This window comes from Alteromonas sp. MTD1 (genome assembly GCF_042848195.1).
GTDB lineage: Bacteria > Pseudomonadota > Gammaproteobacteria > Enterobacterales > Alteromonadaceae > Alteromonas.
Map to the genome: position 1 here is coordinate 92,332 of NZ_BTGG01000008.1, position 15,171 is coordinate 107,502.

The 15,171-nt window shown below is 45.0% G+C and carries 14 protein-coding genes; 11 read left to right on the top strand and 3 right to left on the bottom strand.

Going from position 1 to position 15,171, the window contains the following annotated elements:
- Positions 1-144 precede the first annotated feature (144 nt).
- The 4 genes from epmA (at position 145) to ACGHAV_RS12060 (ending at position 5,095) form a co-directional block, all read left to right on the top strand.
- Positions 145-1,113 carry an elongation factor P--(R)-beta-lysine ligase gene (epmA, locus tag ACGHAV_RS12045; RefSeq protein ID WP_390380875.1) on the top strand — a complete coding sequence of 323 codons (969 nt, stop codon included), beginning with the start codon at positions 145-147 and terminating at the stop codon, positions 1,111-1,113.
- Positions 1,114-1,274: 161 nt separating this feature from the next.
- Positions 1,275-3,767 (top strand): TonB-dependent receptor, encoded by a 2,493-nt coding sequence (locus ACGHAV_RS12050; RefSeq protein ID WP_390380878.1) that lies wholly within the window; start codon positions 1,275-1,277, stop codon positions 3,765-3,767.
- Between the two features lie 202 nt (positions 3,768-3,969).
- Positions 3,970-4,608: a gamma-glutamylcyclotransferase gene (locus ACGHAV_RS12055; protein WP_390381274.1), complete on the top strand. Its 639-nt coding sequence runs from the start codon at positions 3,970-3,972 to the stop codon at positions 4,606-4,608.
- Positions 4,586-5,095, top strand: coding sequence for a GNAT family N-acetyltransferase (locus ACGHAV_RS12060; RefSeq protein WP_390380881.1), 510 nt, complete (start codon positions 4,586-4,588; stop codon positions 5,093-5,095). The genes ACGHAV_RS12055 and ACGHAV_RS12060 overlap by 23 nt, the downstream gene beginning before the upstream one ends.
- A gap of 122 nt (positions 5,096-5,217) precedes the next feature.
- Here the strand turns inward: ACGHAV_RS12060 and ACGHAV_RS12065 are convergent, their stop codons facing one another.
- A complete protein-coding gene (locus tag ACGHAV_RS12065; protein ID WP_390381277.1) occupies positions 5,218-5,787 on the bottom strand; it encodes a peptidylprolyl isomerase in 570 nt (189 codons plus the stop codon).
- Between the two features lie 84 nt (positions 5,788-5,871).
- Entirely contained in the window at positions 5,872-7,080 is a 1,209-nt protein-coding gene (locus tag ACGHAV_RS12070) for a methyltransferase (protein ID WP_390380884.1), read from the bottom strand.
- Positions 7,081-7,365: 285 nt separating this feature from the next.
- Between ACGHAV_RS12070 and ACGHAV_RS12075 the strand changes: the two genes are divergently transcribed.
- The 4 genes from ACGHAV_RS12075 (at position 7,366) to ACGHAV_RS12090 (ending at position 10,236) form a co-directional block, all read left to right on the top strand.
- Positions 7,366-8,448 carry a hypothetical protein gene (locus ACGHAV_RS12075; protein ID WP_390380887.1) on the top strand — a complete coding sequence of 361 codons (1,083 nt, stop codon included), beginning with the start codon at positions 7,366-7,368 and terminating at the stop codon, positions 8,446-8,448.
- Positions 8,449-8,676: 228 nt separating this feature from the next.
- Positions 8,677-9,312 carry an alpha-ketoglutarate-dependent dioxygenase AlkB family protein gene (locus tag ACGHAV_RS12080; RefSeq protein WP_390380890.1) on the top strand — a complete coding sequence of 212 codons (636 nt, stop codon included), beginning with the start codon at positions 8,677-8,679 and terminating at the stop codon, positions 9,310-9,312.
- A gap of 5 nt (positions 9,313-9,317) precedes the next feature.
- The gene (locus ACGHAV_RS12085; protein WP_390380893.1) at positions 9,318-9,629 is read left to right on the top strand and encodes a BolA family protein; all 312 of its coding nucleotides are present in this window, start codon (positions 9,318-9,320) and stop codon (positions 9,627-9,629) included.
- Positions 9,630-9,666: 37 nt separating this feature from the next.
- Positions 9,667-10,236 carry a nucleotidyltransferase family protein gene (locus tag ACGHAV_RS12090; protein WP_390380896.1) on the top strand — a complete coding sequence of 190 codons (570 nt, stop codon included), beginning with the start codon at positions 9,667-9,669 and terminating at the stop codon, positions 10,234-10,236.
- 61 nt (positions 10,237-10,297) lie between these two features.
- Here the strand turns inward: ACGHAV_RS12090 and ACGHAV_RS12095 are convergent, their stop codons facing one another.
- Positions 10,298-10,588: a hypothetical protein gene (locus ACGHAV_RS12095; protein ID WP_390380899.1), complete on the bottom strand. Its 291-nt coding sequence runs from the start codon at positions 10,586-10,588 to the stop codon at positions 10,298-10,300.
- Between the two features lie 262 nt (positions 10,589-10,850).
- On the opposite strand from ACGHAV_RS12095, the gene ACGHAV_RS12100 reads away from it, so the two are divergent.
- The 3 genes from ACGHAV_RS12100 to ACGHAV_RS12110 all read left to right on the top strand — a co-directional run bounded on the left by ACGHAV_RS12100 (position 10,851) and on the right by ACGHAV_RS12110 (position 15,170).
- Positions 10,851-12,416, top strand: a complete 1,566-nt coding sequence (locus tag ACGHAV_RS12100) for a SulP family inorganic anion transporter (protein WP_334015353.1) — start codon at positions 10,851-10,853, stop codon at positions 12,414-12,416.
- A 157-nt stretch (positions 12,417-12,573) separates the two neighbouring features.
- Complete coding sequence (locus ACGHAV_RS12105) at positions 12,574-13,566, top strand: glycosyl transferase family protein (protein WP_390380902.1); 993 nt, start codon at positions 12,574-12,576, stop codon at positions 13,564-13,566.
- A 146-nt stretch (positions 13,567-13,712) separates the two neighbouring features.
- Positions 13,713-15,170: a bifunctional metallophosphatase/5'-nucleotidase gene (locus tag ACGHAV_RS12110; RefSeq protein ID WP_390380905.1), complete on the top strand. Its 1,458-nt coding sequence runs from the start codon at positions 13,713-13,715 to the stop codon at positions 15,168-15,170.
- The last annotated feature ends 1 nt before the right edge of the window (position 15,171 follow it).

Here is a 15,171-nt window from a genome sequence, read left to right on the forward strand (position 1 = left end):
CCGGTTTTTTTATAGTGAGTACACCGGTTTTTTTATAGTGGCACACCGGTTCGTTATAAGAAATACGCCGGTTTTTTATTTACGCTGTGTTCTGTAGCAGTTCTATCAACGTCAGTTAAATAAAATTTGTTTACGAGTAATGCTATGCCGTCATGGAAACCTACAACAACGCATCAGGCAAGAATAGCGCGGGCTGAGCTTCTGCGTTTAATTCGAGAGTTTTTCTACAAGCGCGATGTGTTAGAAGTAGACACGCCATTATTATCTAACGGCACCGTAACTGACGAGCACCTAGATGCGTTCGAAACGCCGTTTCATTTTAGCGCTACGGGAAAAACAACCAGCTTGTTCCTGCAAACCTCTCCTGAATACGCCATGAAACGTTTGTTGTGTGCACAAAGCGGCTCTATTTATCAAATAGGCAAAGCATTTCGCCATGAAGGTGAGGGGCGTTGGCATAACCCCGAATTCACTATGTTGGAATGGTATCGCGTTGGATTTAACCATTTCGATTTAATGGACGAAGTTGATGCGCTGCTTATGGAAGTACTGGCAACGCAACCTAGCGATAGATTTACTTACCAACAGGCATTCAAAAAACATGTGGGTCTTGATCCGCTTGATACAACCGACACCGCTTTGTTAAACGCAATGCGTGACAACAATATTGATATTCATGAGCCGGAAACGCTGAGTATTGATAGCAAATTACAATTGTTGTTCAGCTATTGTGTAGAGCCGAGAATTGGCCAAGAAAAGCCCTGTTTTATTTATGATTTCCCCGCATCGCAGGCAGCCTTAGCAAAAATAAATCCAGATGATGCACGTGTCGCGCAGCGCTTTGAAGTGTATTTCCAAGGTGCAGAGTTGGCGAACGGGTTTAACGAATTAAGCGCGCCACAAGAGCAGCGCGCCCGATTTGAAGAAGATAACGCTAAACGTCAGGCTAGTGGCTTACCCGTAAAGCCCATAGACGAGCTGTTTCTTGAAGCACTAGACGCTGGGTTGCCTGAATGTGCAGGCGTTGCTTTAGGCGTTGACAGGTTATTAATGCTTAAAATGGGAGCCACTCATATTCAACAGGTTATTAACTTCCCTGTTAGTAGGGCATAGCGTTTTGCCCTCTAACTATTTTTACATTCATAGCTAAAGAACATTAAATATCGTTCAATGTGCTAAGCAGTGCGCTTGCTCGCAATTGACATCGCCGGTTAGATCCTGAAAAATGTTATATCATAACTAATGTAATAATATAACATCCTCAGAGGGTCCTCATGAAAATGCGTTCACTGCTAAGTATTACCATAGCAGGGCTGTTAAGTGCGCCTGTTTACGCCACTACCGTAACTGGAAAAGTAACCGATACGGCTGGCAATCCAGTGGCAGGTGCAGAAGTTAAAATTGAAGGAACACGCCGTGTTGCGTTCACCGATAAAAACGGTGTGTACCGCTTTAACGACGTAAAGCAGCCACATATTCATTTACATGTTTATTCATCTGACTACATTCACGGCGATAACGATTTGGGCGATGTATCTACCGATCAGAACGTAGATTTTGTACTAAAGCCTGCTTCAGTTGAGAACATTGTAGTAACCGCAAATGCACTTGAAACGTCAGTGCTTGAGTCGGTAACACCCGTTACGGTCATTAGCGCTGAAAAACTACGCAAAATTGAAGCCCCAACGCTAGGTGAAACACTTAAAAATACACCTGGGGTGCACAGCACTTATTTTGGTCCAGTATCAAGTAGCCCTATTATTCGCGGTAACGATGGCCCTCGAGTACGCATTGTACAAAACGGTCTAGACGTTTCGGACGTATCGCGCGTTGGTCCTGACCACAACGTAGCTTCAACCCTAAGCAGCGCAACACAAGTTGAAGTATTACGCGGACCTGCAACCTTACAATACGGCAGCGGCGCTATCGGCGGTGTAGTTAACGTGGTAGACAAGCGTATTCCTCAGTACCAAGTTGACGGTGTAGAAGGCGAAGCTGAAGTAAGTTACAGCACAGTGAACGAAGGCACGTTTACGCGCGGTGATGTTACTGGCGGCAGCGGCAATTGGGTATGGCACGTAGACGGTTTCTATCGTGACACCGAAAACGCAGATATTCCTGGCTTTGCGTCGGTAGACCCTGACGAAGACGAGCCAAACGGTGTACTAGAAAGCAGTGCAATTGAAACCACAAACGTTGTTGCTGGCTTATCTTACGTTGCCGAGGAAGGCTATTTTGGTTTTGCCGTTGAGAAGCTAGATAATGAATACGGTGTACCTGGGCACAGCCATGGGCACGGTGAAGAGCATGACGAAAATTATGAAGAGCACGAAGATGACATCATGGGTGATCATGACGCCCACGATCATGAAGAACACGGTGAAGAAGGCGTACTGCTAGACGTTGATATGACGCGCTATCAAGCAGCAGGTGAGTGGCACTCACCGGTACGCGGGCTAACTAACTTAAAGTTTGCAGCATCGTATACCGACTATGAACACGCAGAAATTGAAGACGGCGAGCCTGGTACCGTATTTTCAAACGAAGCAAGCGACATTCGTTTATCTGCTTACCATGAAGAAGTTAACGGTTGGCATGGCGTATTCGGCCTACAGTTCAACCATAGCGACTACAATGCGGTTGGCGAAGAGGCATTTACGCCTGCAAATACCACATCAAGCTTTGCACTATACCTCGTTGAACAAAAGCAAGTAGGCAATGTAACGTTTGAACTTGGTGGTCGTCTAGAGCGCACCAGCATTGATGCAGATGACAGTGACATTGAGCTAGACATTGCTCATGAAGAACACGATGAGCATGAAGGCGAAGAACACGAAGGTGAAGAGCACGAAGAACACGAGCTAGCGTTTAGCTTCCCTGAGTACGACTTTACTAGCCTTTCGTTATCAGCAGGTGCGAATTGGGAATACGTTGAAGGTCACTCAATTGCCGTAACGTTGTCACGTAGCGAACGCGCACCAAGCCAACAGGAGCTATTCTCAGCAGGTCAGCATTTGGCAACGCAAAACTACGAAGTAGGTTTAGTATTCGACATGGATGAAGAAGGCCATATTGAAGAGACACTAAACAGCGTAGAGGAAGAAGTTAGCACTAACCTTGATATTACATTCCGTAAATTTACGGGTGACTGGGGTTACAGTGTGTCGTTCTTCTATAATCAGGCTGACGACTACATTTTCCAAACTAATACAGGACTGATTGCCCTAAGCGAGCACGAAGAGCACGATGAAGGTATGGAAGAAGAGCACATGGGCGAAGAGCATGAGAGTGATCATGACGAGCACGGCGATGAAGAAGGTCTGCCAGTATTCTACTTCCAGCAAGCCGACGCAGATATTTGGGGCTTTGAAGCTGAAACCTTCTTCGACTTAAGCGATACGTTACGTCTTACTGTATTTGGTGATTACATTCGCGCTGAAATTGAAGACGATAACCTTCCGCGCACGCCGCCAATGCGTTTTGGTAGTGAACTTAGCTACGTAAACGATGGTTTAAGTGCTGATGTTGGTTTCACATGGTACGACGAGCAAACACAAGTTGCCTCATTTGAAACATCAACTGACGGTTACACCCTTGTGAATGCGAGTGTGCAATATGAGTTCGGTGGTCAAGGCGTTGACTGGGTAGTGTTTGCGCGCGGTGAAAACCTTACCGACGAAGAAGCTCGTGTACACACGTCATTCCTAAAAGACCAGGCTCCACTGCCGGGCAGAAATGTAACTGTTGGTGTACGTGCCTTGTTCTAAGCACTAAAACAGGTTAATTTCCGTATGAAAAGGCGATGTAGTGTACATCGCCTTTTTTGTTTTACGCGTTTAAGTGAGATGGTGTCAGTTAACCCAGTTTACGTGTTAAATCACTAAGAGAAATTAATAAGACCGCGCATTAATGAGACACCGCATAAATAAGGTAATGAGTTAAAGAGATATAACATTGAAGAAGCATACTATTGAAGAGATTACGCAATGGTTATCGGCTCTAGACGAACGCCATATTGTGCTTGGCTATGGTAGTTTATTTAGCAAAGATAGCCGCGAACGTTTCTCTAACATTTTTACCAAAGGAGTGCCGGTAACGGTAAACGGGTTCGAGCGCGCATGGGTAACGCGTAGTGAGCAAGAAAAGCAAACTTATGTCGGTGCGGTAGCTTCGTCGTCGAAGCAGCTTAATGCACAGCTTATTCCCGCTCAGTTAAGCCCAGCACTTCAACAGCGAGAGCGCGACTACAGGTTTGTTGAGGTTAATCACGATAGCGTACTGCTTAATGAAAGCGGTATTAGTAATTACAATAGCGCTGAGATAGCCACCTTCAAGAAAGCGCTTGCCCCTTTTAATTTGTGGATTTGTGAAACCCTTGAATGTGCTCCAGCATCACAAGCTTACCCCGTTAATCAAACCTATATTGACACCTGTATGGCCGGTTGTTTGGAACATGGCGGTGTAGAGGAAGCAAAAGCGTTTATCACCATGACCCAGGCGTGGGACCACCCAAGAGTAAACGACAGGGCGTCACCTCAATACCCAAGGGCTGCTAATGTAAGCCAAGAAGTTAAAGAGATAATTGATGACCTACTGCAACCGCTTTAGCACTCAGAGACTCATTATGCGCCCACTGGCCCTTGCCGATAAGCACTGGGTACTGTCGCTACAGCAAGATGCACAGTGGAAAAGGTTTATAGGCAGTCGTGGCGTAAATAATGTAGATGACGCGTGTGACTACATTGAGAGCACCAACGCGCAGCGAAAAGAGTGGGGATACGGGTTACTTGCACTAGAAGATAAACAAACAGGCCTGCCGCTTGGTGTATGTGGGCTATTTAATCGTTTCGCATTTACTTGCCCAGACTTAGGGTTTGCCATGCTACCTCAAGCGAGAGGCAACGGCTTATGTGTGGAAGCGTGTAATGCGGTGATTGATTGGAGCAAGTCACAGGGCTATGGCTTTCTTACTGCCATGACGCATCCTGAAAATGCGGCTTCACAGCGTGTGCTGGAAAAAGTCGGGTTTAAACGTCACGGCATTTACTTCGACAAAACCTTTCCTGCACAAACGCTGTATTGGCGAGATTTATAATTGCTGTTTAAACAATACATCAGGTGGCTGTCGCGCTTTATATGTAAAAACTTGTACGAACAACCACCCATATGATGCTGCTACAGCTAACGTCCCTATAATTTACGTCGCTTTATTAGAGGTTACAGTGGCGGTAACACGGTCACTTTCTTGATAACAATGGGTTCAATAGGCACATTGTTCGCGTTTAAGCGAATTGAATACTCAGTTTCTACTTCTGACATCGCATCAACTACATCCTCACCTTCCACGATAACGCCAAATACTGCATAGCCCCAATCTCTTCCCGGGTTTAAGCTGCTGTTGTCGTTAACGTTAAAGAAAAATTGACGATTGGCTGTGTGTGGATCGCTCTGACGTGCCATCGCAATAGTATGTAAGTCGTTGGTCAACCCGTTCCCAGACTCATTAAAAATTTCAGGGAAGTTAGATTTACCTTCAAAATCGGCAGTATATCCGCCGCCCTGTACAACAAATCCAGGCACTATGCGATGAAAGATGGTGTCTTCATAAGCGCGTTTATCAACGTAGCGAAGAAAGTTGTTCACGGTAATTGGCGCCCGTCTTCTGTCTAATTCAACCACTATGTCACCCATTGTCGTTTCAATTTTTACACGTGGGTAGTAATTGTCGGGCTGTATTTGCGAGCCGTCGTCTTTCTTTGCCGCCGCTGCAGCAAAACTCACCATCATGGTAAGTGCGCAGCATGCTGCCAATACGGATTTAAAAGAATACTTCATGAAATAGTCCTCTAGTTTCATTCGCTTAAGTATTTACTAGCGTTTTGCTGTGCCTAAGATAACGAACTTTTTGTCACTGGCAAGCACCTTCGCGCCACCAAACAGTTTTTTAAGTTTAATGTGATAATCTAAGTGACGATTTCCCACCACAACAAGATGCCCGCTCTTTACAAGCAGTGCTCGCGAGTCTGTGAACATCTGCCACGCAATATGGTCGGTAATTGCGTTTTGCTGATGAAAAGGTGGGTTACACAATATTTTTGTCACAGCAGGTGTGTTGGTTCGATTAAGTAAGCTTTCAAGGCAATTACTGGCAACGAACTCGCACTGGTCAATTTTGTCTGGAAAGTTGTTAAGCACGTTCAGTCTTGCACTTTCCAGCGCCATGTAAGACTCATCGATAAAAATGACTTTGCAGTCTGGCGCGAGCGATAGTGCATTTACACCCAGTACGCCGTTACCACAGCCTAAGTCTACCACGACATCATTTGCGCTCACGGTCATGTGCTCAAGCATAATGCGAGCACCAATATCTAATGATTGACGAGAAAACGTATTAGCTAAATTATCTAAGGTTAATGAAACGCCTGTCGTTCCCTTACACTGCCAGCGCGTAGGGTAGGGCGACGTTGCCTTTTGCTTCTTTTCATCGGGTGACGCAAAAATAAGGCGTGACTTTTTCTTAGCTAGCGACGTTGTAGTAGGGCCAATATATTTCTCAAACAATCCCAGCACAGATTTGGTGATGGTTTTCACTTTGCCTGTAGCAATGACTTTTGTGTTTGGCGTTATATATTGTTGAATATCGATAAGCTGCTGCTCAAGCAGGGCCAATGCACGAGGTACTTTTATTACAACCAGGCTTGGCGCATTTTTTGGGGTAAACGTTAAACTGTCTACACTCGTTAAGGGTGTAATAGGCGCGGTATTGCTTTCATCATCCCCACTTAACAATTTATTTGATGCAAGGTTCTCCTGCAATGAACGAAGCGCAATATAAGAGTCTGAAACCCATAGCGGAGCTAGATGTGAAAACCAGCAACCAAGCGCACCGAATTCATCATTAAACAACATCATTGGCGAGTCGTTATTAATCATTGCTTCGTTTTCGCTAAGCAGTGCTTCTATATGCTCTATAACCAGTTCATCTGCACTATCCCATGCCTGCAGGCTGACATGCTGGTGTTTTTCTGGGTAGCGAACGAGTGTAAAGTGACGGTCGGCCAATATAAATTCTGTATTCATTAACGTGTACGTAATCTGCTGGTGGAATTCAATTCGTTGGTGAATGCGTGCTAGGCACCCGCATACATAAGATCATTAGAATAGCATTTTAACGCTTCAAGCGCAGCGCGCAGGGGCAAGTGGTTTAACTAAAAATGTGTTAGTACGCCACGTTGTAAAGATTGATTAAAATGTAAACGTTTACTTTGTAATTAAAATGTGAAAATATTGTTAAGTTAGCTTGTCTGACCACTAACAACAAATCGCTTAAATAAAAACTAAAAACAAAAAAGAACGAATAAAACCATGAAAAAACAACTCACCCTACTTTGGACCGTGCTCGCCATAGCTTTTTCTATGTCGGCCAATGCAGAAATTACCTTTCCAAACTCCGTGTATAGCAGCTTAGATTACGGCTTATACTGGTTTGATTATAACGATGCCAAAAAAGCCAATAAGGGTGAGCCTAACCCTTACTACAGCAGCAATAAAAAAACCGTTATTTACATTCACGGGTGGCAAAACGGCTCGGTAACTAGCCGTAATCGCGAAACGCTAAACAGAAATCGCTCTGGCGGCCCTAATCAAGATTTAGCATGGTATTGGTTAGATCGCGGCTACAACGTAGGTATTTTGTATTGGAACCAGTTTGCTGATGAAAGCGAAGTAAAAGACGCTGAAGCCAAAATTCACTCGGCTAACGGTCCAAGGAACATGCGCTGGAAGTCAAGCAACGGCAGCTACAGCAGCGGCCCTAATAAATCCGTTACTGACTTGCTTTACACAGCCCTTGTTGATGGCATGCCAAGCTTTTCTGGTTCAGAGCTTCGCGTAACGGGGCATTCGTTAGGTAATCAGTTGGCCCTTACTATTTCAAACAAATTAAACACTGCTGTGAACCAGGGCAGTTTATCAGGCGCATATCGCCCCGACCGAATTGCACTGCTTGATCCGTTTTATTCAATTGGCGAGAAATCGTACTTGAACAACCAGTGGACTGGTGAGCGTAGTAAAGACATTGTTGACACCTTAAAGGCTAAAGGTATAGCCATTGAGGCGTATAGAAGTTCGCCTGTCACCAGCACGTTTTTAGCGGGCGACAACAATGCCAGTCTTATGAATAGCATTGCCTTTTCGGAATTAAAACCATGGAATTTCCAGTTTTGGCAAATTGCTGAGAAACACGGCGCAGCCGTAACACACTATTTCTGGTCACGTGCATTCAGCCCGTTAACCTTGGATAGAAGTTCAACACAGGTTCCAAGTGCGTCTTCAAGTGCTAGCGTTATTAAAACATGGATGAACAAAAACAAGGGCGTTATTCAAGACAGTGGGGCATGGAGCGCAACGCCAGGCGATGACGATTTCAAGGAAAAGTCACGCCTATAACGACACTTCTCTACCACAGGCGTGAGTAAAAACTCACGCCTTGTTCGTCGCTTTACCCTTTACTACCCGCCTCTTAAGTACATCATTTAACACAGCAGCAATACGACATCTAACACCGCAGTAAGCTTCTCCTATCCTTGCAGTGTATAGCGCATGAACATATTGCATAAGTTTTGCGTACAATAGGGTTAAGTGTAAGAGTCAAAACAAAAGGTGCGTTAACTTACAATGCAATTTTCTTTATTTGACGAGGAAAATGGTCGGCGTGAAAAAGCGTGCGTACAGTTGCCGCTACTAGAAGCCGATGTTAAATATTATCCCAATGCGCTTTCATCAAGCGACGCTAATCGCTGTTATGAAGCACTTAAAACCGAGCTGCCGTGGCGCCAAGATGCAATTCGTTTGTTTGGAAAATCGGTAAATATTCCTCGCCTGCAAAGCTGGCATGGCGACCCACACTGCACCTATACCTACTCAAATTTAACCATGGCACCTAACCCTTGGTCGAAAACGCTTAGCGAGCTACGCAAAACTTGTGAGCAAATTACTGGCACTGAATTTAATAGTGTACTGGCTAACTGGTATCGAGATGGTCAAGACAGCATGAGTCTTCATGCCGACGATGAGCCCGAACTAGGCATTAATCCAACCATTGCTTCATTAACCCTTGGCGAAGCGCGGCCTTTTGTTTTGCGACATAAGGAAACCAAAGCGCGCTTTACTCAAGTGCTTGAGCACGGCAGTGTGCTTATTATGGCCGGGACTACGCAAAGTCATTATGTGCACGGTATAGCCAAGACGGCCAAGCCTATCGGTGGTAGAATAAATCTAACATTTCGACATCTAATTTCGCCAGCAGGGTAGTGAATATGCAAGTTAAAGCGTTTCTTGAATCAGCCATCACAGAGGCACTCGCGCCGCAGTATTTAGAGGTTGTTGATGAGAGTTTTATGCACAATGTGCCAGATGGTGCGCAAAGCCATTTCAAAGTGACGGTGGTAAGCGACACGTTTGACGGTAAGCGCCTTATTGCAAGACACCGCGAAATAAATGCACTCGCTGATGAAGCATTACAAGGCCCAGTTCACGCACTTGCACTTCATACCTATACGCCTTCTGAGTGGGAAGCGCGAGGTGGTGAAGCACTGAGTTCACCTAAGTGCTTAGGCGGCAGCAAATGAGGGGCAGCATTTAAGCCCAGTGATTAAACAGCAGATAATGACTAAAAGCGAGGAAAGCTATAAGGCCTGTGTTTCGCGTTTAATGCAGGTCGACAGTCTGCGGATGGCTTGTCTTAAAGCTGTCCGCGCTCTTGAGCTTCCTCAAGGTTATATTGGCGCAGGTTTTCTGCGAAATGCGATATGGGACCATCTACACAATAAACCCTCGCCAACCCCTCTTAACGATATTGACGTTATCTATTTTTCGAAAGCAACGCCTAAACAAGAAGATAAAACTCTGCAAGCACGGTTAAGTAATGCGGTGCCAGATGTAAATTGGCAAGTCAAAAACCAAGCGCATATGCACACCAAGCACAGTCATGAACCTTACAGCAGCTGCGAACATGCTATTTCATACTGGGTTGAGCGGGAAACCTGTGTAGCGGTGCGATTAACCGATAATGACCAAATAGATGTGCTTGCCCCGTTTGGACTAAACGCAAATTTCGCAGAAACCATCAGTTTAAGCCCTTTGTTTAAACGGCCAGATGTTATGCACAAACGTGTTGAAGAAAAGGGCTGGCTTACATTATGGCCTAAGCTACAGCTTATTGTTAACTCTCCTTAACTATACTACAACGAAATACCGGTAAAACAGAAAGCACTAAGGAAGAGGCACATGTATGGTGTCACTTATTGCGAACCACCTTTAAAAACCACCCTACAAACAGTGAAATTAAAAAGCCAAAGAACGCAACAAGTGTAGTAATGGTAAGCATTTGTCCAGAAAAGTCTGCGGTTTCACCCGTTTGATCGCTTACCAACATGCCAGATGCTTGGAAAATAAAAAGAGCTGCAACACACAAAAGTAGAATAACTGCCGTAGACATTATTGTGGCTTTCCAATACGTCTTAGGCGCAAGCCAATGAATAGCGCCGGCAACAAGTACACACAAAATGGTTAAAATGTAAGGGACCACGAAAACTCCTAAAACACGCTTTTTTCACTGTGGGTAAACCACAACACTAAAATTTCAAAGCGCTAACCTTGCCATGATCACCTTCATTTGTCAGCACAACGCGCTAAATAAACCAATAAATGTGATAACAATCTATTAAAAGATTTTAAGTGTTAATGGTGATAGAATCGCCAACAAATTTTTGAAGCTCAACAGGTGCGTCTGTATTACAGAACGCGTCGCGTTGGGCTTTTGCGTTTCACTTTTAAGTTACTGAGAGAACATGTTCGATTTAATTACCAGTAAAGACAGCAATGTAAAAAACGATGTGTTGTCGGGGATCACGGTGGCGTTAGCACTGGTGCCTGAAGCCGTTGCATTTGCATTCGTAGCCGGTGTCGAGCCAATGATTGGTTTGTATGCGGCATTCATGATGGGGCTTATTACGTCTGCAATTGGCGGTCGTCCCGGTATGATCTCTGGCGCAACCGGTGCCATGGCCGTGGTAATGGTGGCGCTCGTTGCTCAGCACGGTGTGCAGTATCTCTTTGCCGCAGTTATTCTTGCCGGATTACTGCAAATTCTCTGCGGTATATTCAGGCTTGGTAAATTTATTAGGCTGGTGCCTTACCCAGTAATGCTGGGTTTTGTTAACGGTCTTGCCATTGTTATTTTCTTGGCCCAGCTAGGCCAGTTTAAAGTTATTAATGCCGCGGGCGAACTTCAGTGGATGGAAGGTACATTACTGTACTGGATGCTAGGCTTAGTGGCGCTAACTATGGCTATCATCTATTTACTTCCAAAGCTTACTACCGCAGTTCCTGCGTCGCTAGTGGCTATTGTTTCTGTAACGGCGCTTGTACATGGTTTAGATTTAGAAGCGCGTACTGTAATTGATTTCGTTCGTGATCTTCTGCCACAAGACCAGCGCGACAGTGCAACATTGGCCGGAGAACTACCAAGCTTTGCTATTCCTATGGTGCCGTTCACCTGGGAAACCTTCATGATTATTCTTCCTACTTCAATCATTTTGTGTCTGGTAGGTCTTATTGAATCACTACTTACTTTGTCACTTATTGACGAGATGACAGACACACGTGGTCGCGGCAACAAGGAATGCGTGGGTCAAGGCGTAGCAAACACGGTTAACGGTTTCTTTGGCGGTATGGGCGGTTGTGCCATGATTGGTCAAAGTATGATTAACATTAACTCTGGTGGCCGTGGTCGATTGTCAGGAATTACCGCTGCAGTGGTATTGCTTGGCTTTATTTTGTTTGCCGCCCCACTAATTGAAATGATCCCACTTGCGGCATTGGTTGGTGTAATGTTCGTTGTTGTTATTGCAACGTTTGAGTGGGCTTCATTCAGAATTATTCGTGGCGTAAATAAAGAAGATGCCTTTGTGCTTTTCTTGGTTACTGGCGTTACCGTTATCGCCGACCTTGCTATTGCAGTAGTGGTGGGTGTAATCGTGTCTGCTCTTGTATTTGCTTGGAAGCATGCAAGACACATTGAAGCTAAGTCGCATATTGATAACGATGGCTGGAAAGTATACGAACTAGACGGTCCGCTATTCTTTGGCTCGGTATCGCACTTTAAAGATTTGTTTGATATTGCTAACGACCCAGAAGACGTTGTTATTGATTTCAAAGAATCACGTATTTGGGATTCATCAGGTATCGATGCACTAGATACGCTAGCAGACAAATACGAACAGCAAGGTAAGAAACTGCATATTCGCCACATAAGCGATGAGTGCCGCTGCTTACTGCGCAAAGCCGACAAGTTTGTTGAAATTAACGTAGTTGAAGACCCGCGTTACCGCGTAGCTACTGACAAGCTAGCATAAGTTATTCGTCTTATTAGCAAACGACTTTCGATAAAAAGCCCGCGTCAACAAGGTTTGGCGCGGGCTTCATTGGTTACCGGTTCAACGTTACTTATTTTTGGAAAGGTGGTAGAGTCGAAGCAACACGTCAATACGCTGCTACTGCACTCATATAAACATGCAACAACCGTTTAGCGAATACATCAAAATTATTGGGAAGGGCCAAAAAGGTGCTCGAAGCCTAACACGTGAAGAAGCTTATTATGCCATGAAAATGGTGTTAGCAAATGAAGTGACTGGCGATCAGCGAGGCGCATTTTTAATGTTGCTTCGAACCCGTGAAGAAACTCCTGAAGAGGTTATTGGCTTTGTTGACGCCTGTCGCGAGCTTATTGTTCCCGATGTTAAGCGGTTAAAACCTTCACTAGATGTGGGCTGCTACGCCGGAAAGCGACGACAGTTGCCGTGGTATTTGTTATCTGTAGCACTGCTGGTAAAACAAGGTGAAAATGTATTACTCCATGGCGCCCATGAGCCTGGCTCAGGGCGTTTATATGCAAGCGTCGCATTGCCCACGTTAGGCTTGCCTGAAGTAAGCAGCGTAGCAGAAGCTGAATTACAACTTTCCCAACTTGGGGTAACCTACCTCGACCTGTCACATTTACTCCCTGCACTCGATACCATTATCAAACTTAGAGAAGTGTTTAGCTTACGCTCATGTGCTAACACCCTTGCTCGCCTGCTCAATCCCACCGAGGCCAAATATGCGATACAAGGAGTTTATCATATGCACCTTGATCACAAGCATTGTAGGGTAAACGAGAATTACCCCTCTATAAATGCGTTATGTTTTCGCGGTGATGGGGGCGACCCCGAGGTGAACGGCGAACGTGAAACCGAGCTATTCATTACGCGCAATGGCGAAACCAAACGTATTGATTTACCTGTGGTGGCAGACAAATGGGCGCTTAAAGATAAGCGCATGGATGTTCAAGTCATGGTGGATGTGTGGCAGGGCAAACAGAGGCATGTCTATGGTGAGCAATCAGTCGTCGCCACCTTAGCAAGCTACCTTGTGCTTCTTAAAAATGCAGAAGCGGGTGATGCACTTGCCGAGGCTCAACATCTATGGAAGCATCGTAAAGGCGAATTTTTGCCTTTTCATCAATAATATACGTTAAGCTTTTTTGTTAGATATAAGTTTATAACAAGTCCCAGCAACTTGACTTATTCGGTTATATAATTGTTAATGGTGTTAACAATTTGCGTTTTTGTGGTGCTATGGGAAATAAACTTCTGTTTGTGTTGGTGATATTAATGTCGTGGGCGTGCAACGCCAGCGATGAGCATTCCCCTGTCACGCTTATTTTCGCAGCTGATATGCCTAATATCAGCGACGAGCGCACTGGTCGATACGCTGAACTAAAAACCTTAGTCGATGAATATCGCAATACCAGCGATAGTGTGTTTTTTGTGTTCGGTGGGGGCTCAATTGGACCTAGCGCGCTATCTTCTTTTGATAGAGGCTCGCACATTATAGACCTGTTAAACTCCCTAGAGCCTGACGTGATGGGCGTTACAAAACGAGAGTTTAGCTTTTACGAAGATGAGCTTTCGTTGCGTTCTTATGAAGCTGCATTCCCAATAGTTACCAGTAATGTGAAAGACAGTAGAGTAGAGCAGACACCGGAAGGCCTGCTTTCATCGGCGTTAATTAGAAAAGAAAATGTTTCCTTAGGCGTCATCTCTATCTTGCACGAGCGCGTTATAAGCGAGTACCAGCTATTTGATGTTGTGGTGGAGCCTCCACAAAAAGCGGTACTTGAAGCATCGCAAGTCCTTAAAGAGCGTGGGGCGGATATTGTGTTACTTAATTATTCTTACCCCTTTCCCTTCGTAAGCAACTTTCTTGAAAAAGGCATCGTTGATATCGCTTTTATTTCTGACAGCCGTCTAAACGACAGGCCGTACGACGACAGTATCGATCATCCTAATATTTTGAAACTAGCTACGCCTGCAACCGCTATTGTGGCGACTATTAATAAAAAATCGCAATGGGCTGTAAGTAGCGTTGACTATACCGCGCTTGCAGACATGCAGCCTCATCCGATGGTTAAAAAACAGGTGCTCGGTTACGAGTCTCGGTTAAAGCGACTTTTAAACATTCAAATTGGAGAATGGCAAACCGCTTTTTCTACCGAGCGTAAGCTTGTTAGAGGCGGTGAGAACGCGTTTGTAAACTTCGTAGCAGACACCATAAGGAAACATGCTGGTGCTGACATAGGCTTGGTCAATGGCGGGAGCATACGGGGCAATGATTCTTATGGCGTGTCCGAACCTATTACGCGACAGGATATAGTATCCGAGTTACCGTTTAGGGCACATGTTGTTACCCTTATTCTAACTGGCGAACAAATAGTTCAGGCCTTGGAAGAGGGGCTGTCACAATATGAGAATAGTCGGGGAGGATTCCCACATGTGTCGGGTATGGCTTATACCTTTGACAGTAATGCCAAGCCGTTTGGACGAATACAGCAAGTCACCGTGAACGGTAAACCGTTAGTAAACGAGAAGTATTACACGCTAGCTACCAGCGATTTTATTGCTAATGGTGGCGATGGCTATGAGTCGTTAAGTAGTGCACGCCGAAAAGACAATGCTTCTGCAAGGCCGCCTCAGATATCTGACCTTGTAGTGCAGGCTATTGTTGATAAATTTGAAGTTAAGTTAACGCTTGAAGAGCGCATTCGAAATCTCGCGGAGGGTGGTGATTGAT

What these genes read in the sequence shown, in the direction of transcription:
- epmA (WP_390380875.1), top strand. Translation starts at nt 145, where the DNA reads ATGCCGTCATGGAAACCTACAACAACGCATCAGGCAAGAATAGCGCGG.
- ACGHAV_RS12050 (WP_390380878.1), top strand. Translation starts at nt 1,275, where the DNA reads ATGAAAATGCGTTCACTGCTAAGTATTACCATAGCAGGGCTGTTAAGT.
- ACGHAV_RS12060 (WP_390380881.1), top strand. Translation starts at nt 4,586, where the DNA reads ATGACCTACTGCAACCGCTTTAGCACTCAGAGACTCATTATGCGCCCA.
- ACGHAV_RS12065 (WP_390381277.1), bottom strand. Translation starts at nt 5,787, where the DNA reads ATGATGGTGAGTTTTGCTGCAGCGGCGGCAAAGAAAGACGACGGCTCG.
- ACGHAV_RS12070 (WP_390380884.1), bottom strand. Translation starts at nt 7,080, where the DNA reads ATGAATACAGAATTTATATTGGCCGACCGTCACTTTACACTCGTTCGC.
- ACGHAV_RS12075 (WP_390380887.1), top strand. Translation starts at nt 7,366, where the DNA reads ATGAAAAAACAACTCACCCTACTTTGGACCGTGCTCGCCATAGCTTTT.
- ACGHAV_RS12080 (WP_390380890.1), top strand. Translation starts at nt 8,677, where the DNA reads ATGCAATTTTCTTTATTTGACGAGGAAAATGGTCGGCGTGAAAAAGCG.
- ACGHAV_RS12085 (WP_390380893.1), top strand. Translation starts at nt 9,318, where the DNA reads ATGCAAGTTAAAGCGTTTCTTGAATCAGCCATCACAGAGGCACTCGCG.
- ACGHAV_RS12090 (WP_390380896.1), top strand. Translation starts at nt 9,667, where the DNA reads ATGACTAAAAGCGAGGAAAGCTATAAGGCCTGTGTTTCGCGTTTAATG.
- ACGHAV_RS12100 (WP_334015353.1), top strand. Translation starts at nt 10,851, where the DNA reads ATGTTCGATTTAATTACCAGTAAAGACAGCAATGTAAAAAACGATGTG.
- ACGHAV_RS12105 (WP_390380902.1), top strand. Translation starts at nt 12,574, where the DNA reads ATGCAACAACCGTTTAGCGAATACATCAAAATTATTGGGAAGGGCCAA.
- ACGHAV_RS12110 (WP_390380905.1), top strand. Translation starts at nt 13,713, where the DNA reads ATGTCGTGGGCGTGCAACGCCAGCGATGAGCATTCCCCTGTCACGCTT.